This window comes from Sulfitobacter sp. HI0129 (assembly GCF_001635395.1).
In the GTDB taxonomy this organism is placed as follows: Bacteria; Pseudomonadota; Alphaproteobacteria; order Rhodobacterales; family Rhodobacteraceae; genus Sulfitobacter.
The window spans coordinates 1-5,958 of the sequence record NZ_LWGH01000206.1 but is presented as its reverse complement, the minus strand read 5'-3'; the positions used below and the strand labels follow the sequence as shown (position 1 = coordinate 5,958).

Genomic DNA, 5,958 nt, shown 5'->3' with positions numbered 1-5,958 from the left:
GGGGGGCTGGCCCCCCGGCCCGCTGTGCAACCTCGCGCAGGCTATCGTTCAACCGCCCTTGCCGCGCCCCAGCAGCCCTGTCAGAGCGCGCCCGACAATGCCGCGCACGCTTGGCCGGCGCCCGGCAGAGAAGGGAACCGGGCGGCAGACCTCCATCGCGGCCACGCCCACGCGGGCGGTGAGCGCACCGTTCACGAGGCCTTCACCGAACCGGCGGCTCAACCGCGCCAAAACAGTGCCCCCGAGGACAGGCTCTAGCAGGTCGTCACCTACCGCTACGGCTCCGGTCGCCACCAGATGCGACAACACGGCCCGCGTCAGCCGCCAAGAGCCCAGGAAGCCGGACCGCCCCCCATAGACCTCGGCCACCCGGCGTATCATCCGCAGGTTGCTCAGCATGGCGGCGGCCACATCCGCCAGAGCCAACGGTACGAGCGCTGTCACCGTTGCCACCTGCCGCGCCGCCGCCTCGACCTCCCTTCGGGCAGCGGCATCGAGCGGTGCCAGCAATTCCGCTTCCGCCAGATACAGCAGGCCCGCCGCTTCAAGCTGGTCGCCGGAAAGTTCGGCAAACCGCTCGCGGCCCCAGCGCGTATCCTCCCGCCCGGCATAGAGCGCGACGAGGCGATCAGTCACGGCGCGCGCCGACCGAAGGTCCGCGTTCGACAGCGCCTCCTGCGCATCGTGCTGCAGCCGGTCGAGCCGCGCGAGACGGCCAAAGGCCGCGAGTTCCCGCAGCCCGAGCAGTAACGCCACGGCAACGAATGCAAGCAATAGTGCGGTCACCCCCCATCCCAGCAGCGGATACCGCGCCAGCAGGGTGGTCACGAAATCCCATGCGGCGATGGAAACGAGCGCGCCGACAAGCATACCGGCGAGGATCCAGAACAACCGCACCAGGCGCGACGGCCGACGCGCCGCAAGATGGGCGGCAATCTGCATCGCCTGCCCCTGCGGGGCGGGGCCGTCAATATCAGGCACCGGCGGCGCTTCCGCCACCCTGGGCTGCGGCCCCTCGTCATCCTCCAGATCGAACAGAACCGGTCCCTTCGCCATTATCCTGCCTTCCGCTGCCATTCAAAACGCAAGTCGGGCAGCCCCGCGTCGTTGGCCACACCGTCGGTACGGCGCGCTTCGACAAAGCCCGCCTTGCGGTAGAAACGCACAGCCCGGGCATTGCGCTGCATGCACCAGAGACCGAGCCGTTCGCGCCCCTTTTTTGCATCTTCCATCAGCGCGCGGGCGATGCCCCTGCCCTGCACTTCCGGCAGCAGGTAAAGCGCCTGAACCTCCTCTTCTCGTATGGCGAGAAACCCCAGGGGTTCGTCTTCCCACCGGGCCACGCGGACCCAGCCCGCATCGATCATCTGGCCGACGAAATGGATGTCCTCCGCGCGGCTATGCGGATGCGGCATCCAGCCCAGCCGGGCGATGGCACCGCTCATCAGCGCGCCCAGCCGTCCCGCGTCCAGCACGCGGGCCGGGCCGATTTCGATATCGGCTGGCATGCTCACAACCTGTCCCCGATCAGGAACTCCGCAGCGCGGTCCAGCCTGATATGCGGCGGCCCATCCCCCGGGCGCAGGTTGAGCGGGGCGGGCGCGAATTTCATCACGCTGTAGTCGCCGTCAAGCCAGCGCTCCGCCCCCTGCCGCGCAGGGGTCAAAAGGCGGGCGGGATCCTCGGGCAGCTCACCGGGGTAGAAGGCCGCCTGCCGGCCCGTTTCCAGCAGACGGCCCCGCACCACGTCAAGCTGACGCCCCTCATGGGGCATCTGCGCCTCTGTCGTGGCCCGCAACGAGGCAATGGCCATGGCCGCGGTACTGGCACCCGCGTATTGCGCCCGGTCGCGGGCATCCCGCACCAAAGCCTCCATGATGGCGGTCAGCCGGGGATGCTGCGAATGATGCAGGTGATCCGCCTTTGTCGCGGCGAAAAGCACCTTTTCCACACGTTTGCCGCGCAGCAGGGTGGAGAGAAGCCCATTCTGGCCGGGGCGGAACGCTGAAAGGATTTCCGCCATCGCACGGCGCAGATCCTCCACCGCGCGGGGGCCCTGATGAATGGCGCCCAGCGCATCCACCAGCACAACTTGCCGGTCGATCCGCGAAAAATGATCCCGAAAGAAGGGTTGCACCACGAGCTTTTTGTAGGCCTCGAAACGCCGCGCCATTTCCCGCACCAGCGCCTTGCGCGGGGCGGTCCCGTCAGTGGGCAGCGGCGCGAAGGTCAGAACCGGCGATCCGGCAAGATCCCCCGGCAGCAGGAAACGCCCGGGCGTACAGTCCGAATAGCCGTTTGCCCGCGCACGCTGAAGGTAGCTGCTGAAACTTTCCGCCAGCCGCTTGGCCTCCACCTCCTCAAAGGGTGCCGCGGGGTCCGTGTTGTTCACGAGGCTGCGAAAATCCTCCGCCTCATCGCGCTCGGCAATCCGCTCCAGCACACGGGCGGACCATGTGCCATAGTCTGTATCCAGCAGGGCGAGGTCCAAAAGCCATTCGCCCGGATAATCCACGATATCGAGGTGGACCGTCCGCGGCCCCTGCAAACCCGCCAACATGCCCTCGGGCCGAACCCTGAATGACAGACGCAATTCGGAAATGGCACGGGTGCTTTCGGGCCAATGCGGATCGGGCGCGGTCAGCGCGCCGAGGTGGCTTTCATAGTCGAACCGGGGCACGGCGTCGTCCGGTTGCGGCTGCAGAAAGGCCGCCTCGATCCGGCCCGACTGCGCCGCCAGCAGGCCGGGCATGCGCCCACGGTCCAGCAGATTGGCCACGAGAGAGGTGATGAATACCGTCTTGCCAGACCGCGCGAGCCCGGTGACACCCAGACGCACGACAGGTTCCAGCAGGGTTTCCGACAGGGTGTCGCCCACGTTTTCCACCTGCCGCCAGAGGCTGTCTGCAAATCCCGCGATGCTCACTGTCTGTCCCGTCTATCCATGCGTTCTGGCCAGCGATCTGGCCTGCGGCGCAACATAGGGGCGCGGTCCGGGGATTGCCAGAACCGGACCCGCAAGCTAGACGCGCGCCATGCCACGCTATGCGCTGAAAATCGAATACCACGGGGCGCCCTTCGTGGGCTGGCAGCGCCAGAACGGCCAGTCTTCGGTACAGGGCGCGATCGAGACGGCGCTTGCCCGGCTCGAACCGGGGGAACACCGCATCGCCGCCGCCGGGCGCACGGATGCGGGGGTGCACGCTTTGGCGCAGGTCGCCCATTGCGACCTCACCCGGGACTGGTCGCCCTTTCGCCTGTCGGAGGCGCTGAATTACCACCTGAAACCGCTTCCCGTGGCGATTACCGCCTGCGCCGCTGTGGACGACGATTTTCATGCGCGTTTCTCCGCGCTGGAACGCCGCTACCTATTCCGTATCCTCTGCCGGCGTGCCCCCGCGACACATCAGGCCGGGCTGGTGTGGCAGGTGAGGCACCAGCTGGACATCGACGCCATGCGTGCCGCCGCCGGGCGCCTTCTGGGGCGGCACGATTTCACCACCTTCCGCTCCACCGTCTGTCAGGCGGACAGCCCCCTGCGCACGCTCGACCGGCTGGATATCGAAAGGGTGGAAACCCCCGCGGGGCCAGAGGTGCATTTCGACGTTCGCGCCCGGTCCTTCCTGCACAATCAGGTGCGCAGCCTCGTGGGGACGCTGGAACACGTAGGTGCCGGGTCATGGACGCCCGATCAGGTCTCGGCCGCGCTGGCTGCACGTGACCGCGCTGCCTGTGGCACCGTCTGCCCGCCGCAGGGCCTGTACCTGGCTCATGTCAGCTATCCTGACGATCCGTTTGCTTCCGACTAGACGTCTGGCGAAAGGGGCGGCGCAGCACCCGGCCTCAGTCTTCATTCAGCGCCTCGGGCCCAAGTTCGATCCAGTCTCCGTGGAACGATCCCGGCTCATCTATCCGCTCGAACCCGTGGGCCCCGAAGAAATCGCGTTGCGCCTGTATCAGGTTGGCCGTCCCCCGTGCGTGGCGCATGGTATCGTACCACGCCAGCGCAGCGGAAAGCGCAGGCATCGGCACCCCTCGCGTCACCGCGCAGGCCAGCACCCGGCGCAATCCCCCGAGCGAGGCCTCCAGACGTTCCCGCATCGCCGGGGCGAGGATGAGGTGTTCCGCGGGTAACTCGCTGCGGAAGGCAGCGGCAAATTCATCCAGCAAGGCCGAGCGGATGATGCAGCCCGCGCGCCAGATCTCTGCGATCCGCGCGAAGTCGAGCGACCATTCGAATTCTGCCGAGGCCGCCCAGAGCACCCTGAACCCCTGCGCATGAGCAAGGATGCGCCCGGCCAGCAGCGCATCATGCAGGTCAGACAACTCGGGCAGCGGAGCTTCTTGGGCAGCGGCAGGCAACAAAGGCTCCGCCATGACGCGGGTATCCTTTTCGGAGGACCACGCCCGCGCGCCCACCGCAGCCTCGATCGCGCTGGCGGACTGGCCCAGCGTGAGCGCCTCGACCAGTGTCCAGCGGCCCGTGCCCTTCTGGCCTGCCCGATCCAATATGCTGTCGACGAGCGCGCCGCCCGTCTTGTCGTCACGCGTCAGCAGCACGGCGGCGGAAACCTCGATCAGGTAGGAACTGAGTGCGCCGTCCTTCCAGCCTTCGAAAACCTCTCCGATCCGCTGCGGGGGCCAGCCGCCGGTATCGCGCAGCAGGCCGTAGATCTCCGCGATCATCTGCATGTCGGCATATTCGATGCCGTTGTGAACGGTCTTGACGAAATGGCCGGCGCCATCGGGGCCAAGGTGGGCGACACAGGGGTCGCCTTCGTACCGCGCGGCGATCGCTTCGGCCATCGGGCGCAACTGGTCCCAACTGTGAGCACTGCCGCCAACCATCAGCGATGGTCCGTGCCGCGCGCCCTCCTCCCCGCCCGATACGCCCATACCGACATAATGAAGCCCCGATCCTTCCATGGCTGCAGCCCGCCGACGCGTGTCGTTGAAATCGGCGTTGCCGCCGTCGATCAGCGTATCGCCTTCATCCAGAAGCGGCGTCACGGCGGCGATCATGTCATCCATCGGAGCACCCGAAGGGATCATGAAAAGGATACTGCGAGGGCGCGACAGCGCAGCCACGAACCCCTCCAGCTCCGCATGGGGCCGGAAAGAGGGAGCGAGCGGACCTGCCTGCTCCATAAAGCGGTCGATCCATTCAGCTTCCCGGTTGGTGACGGCCACGGTGAACCCGTTGTCGGCAAGGTTGAGCGCGAGCGCGCTGCCCATCGTCCCCAGCCCGTAGACCCCGATATCCGCCATCTTCTGCTCTCTGGGCATATCGTCCCTCCTTGCCTTTTGGCCAGAGTGTCCTGCCACAGGGCACATGACAAGTGCACCACAAGGATTTGAATCTACCCGCAAAACGAGTTATACACAGGTCTCATTCAGTAACAGATGTAACGAGAGTCCGTTTCAACCGGTATGATGCATGTCTTCAAGCGCGCCTGGACCGATCTGGTCCTTCCCATCCTGCAACGCCCCCGGCGTCTGCAGGTTGCCGCGCTGTGTTATCGCAACACGCCGGAAGGCCGCAGGGTTCTGCTGATCACCAGCCGCGATACCGGGCGCTGGATCGTCCCGAAGGGCTGGCCCATCGACGGGCTGGACGGCCCGGGTGCCGCGCTTCAGGAAGCATGGGAGGAAGCTGGCGTGAAAAATGCGAGCGTCCGCACGGAACCCTACGGCATCTATCACTACGACAAGAGAATGACGGGCGGACATTCCCTGCCGGTCGAAGTTCAGGTCTATCTGGCGGAAGTCTCCGACCTCGAAGTGGATTATCCCGAAGTGGATGAACGCGAACGGGCGTGGTTCTCCCCCGAAGAGGCCGCCAGCCGCGTGGACGAACCCGAACTGGCTGATCTGCTGCGGGCGCTTTGAGCGGCGCCTTTTACCGGACCACCCTGCCAACCCGTCAGTAACGGGCCGGGCTTGAATGACCCCGGCGGC

Annotated in this window: 6 protein-coding genes; 2 read left to right on the top strand and 4 right to left on the bottom strand. The window is 66.4% G+C overall.

Translation table 11 applies throughout. The features are described from left to right. Positions 1 to 48: 48 nt before the first annotated feature. Genes A3764_RS02240 through A3764_RS02230 form a run of 3 tightly spaced genes read right to left on the bottom strand, consistent with a single transcriptional unit; the run spans position 49 to position 2,926 of the window. Positions 49 to 1,056, bottom strand: a complete 1,008-nt coding sequence (locus tag A3764_RS02240) for a YcjF family protein (protein ID WP_067920930.1) — start codon at positions 1,054 to 1,056, stop codon at positions 49 to 51. After that, positions 1,056 to 1,508, bottom strand: coding sequence for a GNAT family N-acetyltransferase (locus A3764_RS02235; protein ID WP_067920932.1), 453 nt, complete (start codon positions 1,506 to 1,508; stop codon positions 1,056 to 1,058). Before A3764_RS02235 ends, A3764_RS02240 begins: the two co-directional genes overlap by 1 nt. Positions 1,509 to 1,510: 2 nt before the next feature. Next, positions 1,511 to 2,926, bottom strand: coding sequence for a YcjX family protein (locus A3764_RS02230; protein WP_067920934.1), 1,416 nt, complete (start codon positions 2,924 to 2,926; stop codon positions 1,511 to 1,513). Between the two features lie 109 nt (positions 2,927 to 3,035). Here A3764_RS02230 and truA point away from each other — a divergent pair, with 109 nt between their 5' ends. After that, positions 3,036 to 3,809 carry a tRNA pseudouridine(38-40) synthase TruA gene (gene truA / locus A3764_RS02225; protein ID WP_067920936.1) on the top strand — a complete coding sequence of 258 codons (774 nt, stop codon included), beginning with the start codon at positions 3,036 to 3,038 and terminating at the stop codon, positions 3,807 to 3,809. A gap of 34 nt (positions 3,810 to 3,843) precedes the next feature. On the opposite strand, the gene gndA is transcribed toward truA, so the two are convergent. Then, positions 3,844 to 5,286: an NADP-dependent phosphogluconate dehydrogenase gene (gene gndA / locus A3764_RS02220; RefSeq protein WP_067920938.1), complete on the bottom strand. Its 1,443-nt coding sequence runs from the start codon at positions 5,284 to 5,286 to the stop codon at positions 3,844 to 3,846. Between the two features lie 144 nt (positions 5,287 to 5,430). On the opposite strand from gndA, the gene A3764_RS02215 reads away from it, so the two are divergent. Next, complete coding sequence (locus A3764_RS02215; protein ID WP_067920939.1) at positions 5,431 to 5,889, top strand: NUDIX hydrolase; 459 nt, start codon at positions 5,431 to 5,433, stop codon at positions 5,887 to 5,889. The last annotated feature ends 69 nt before the right edge of the window (positions 5,890 to 5,958 follow it).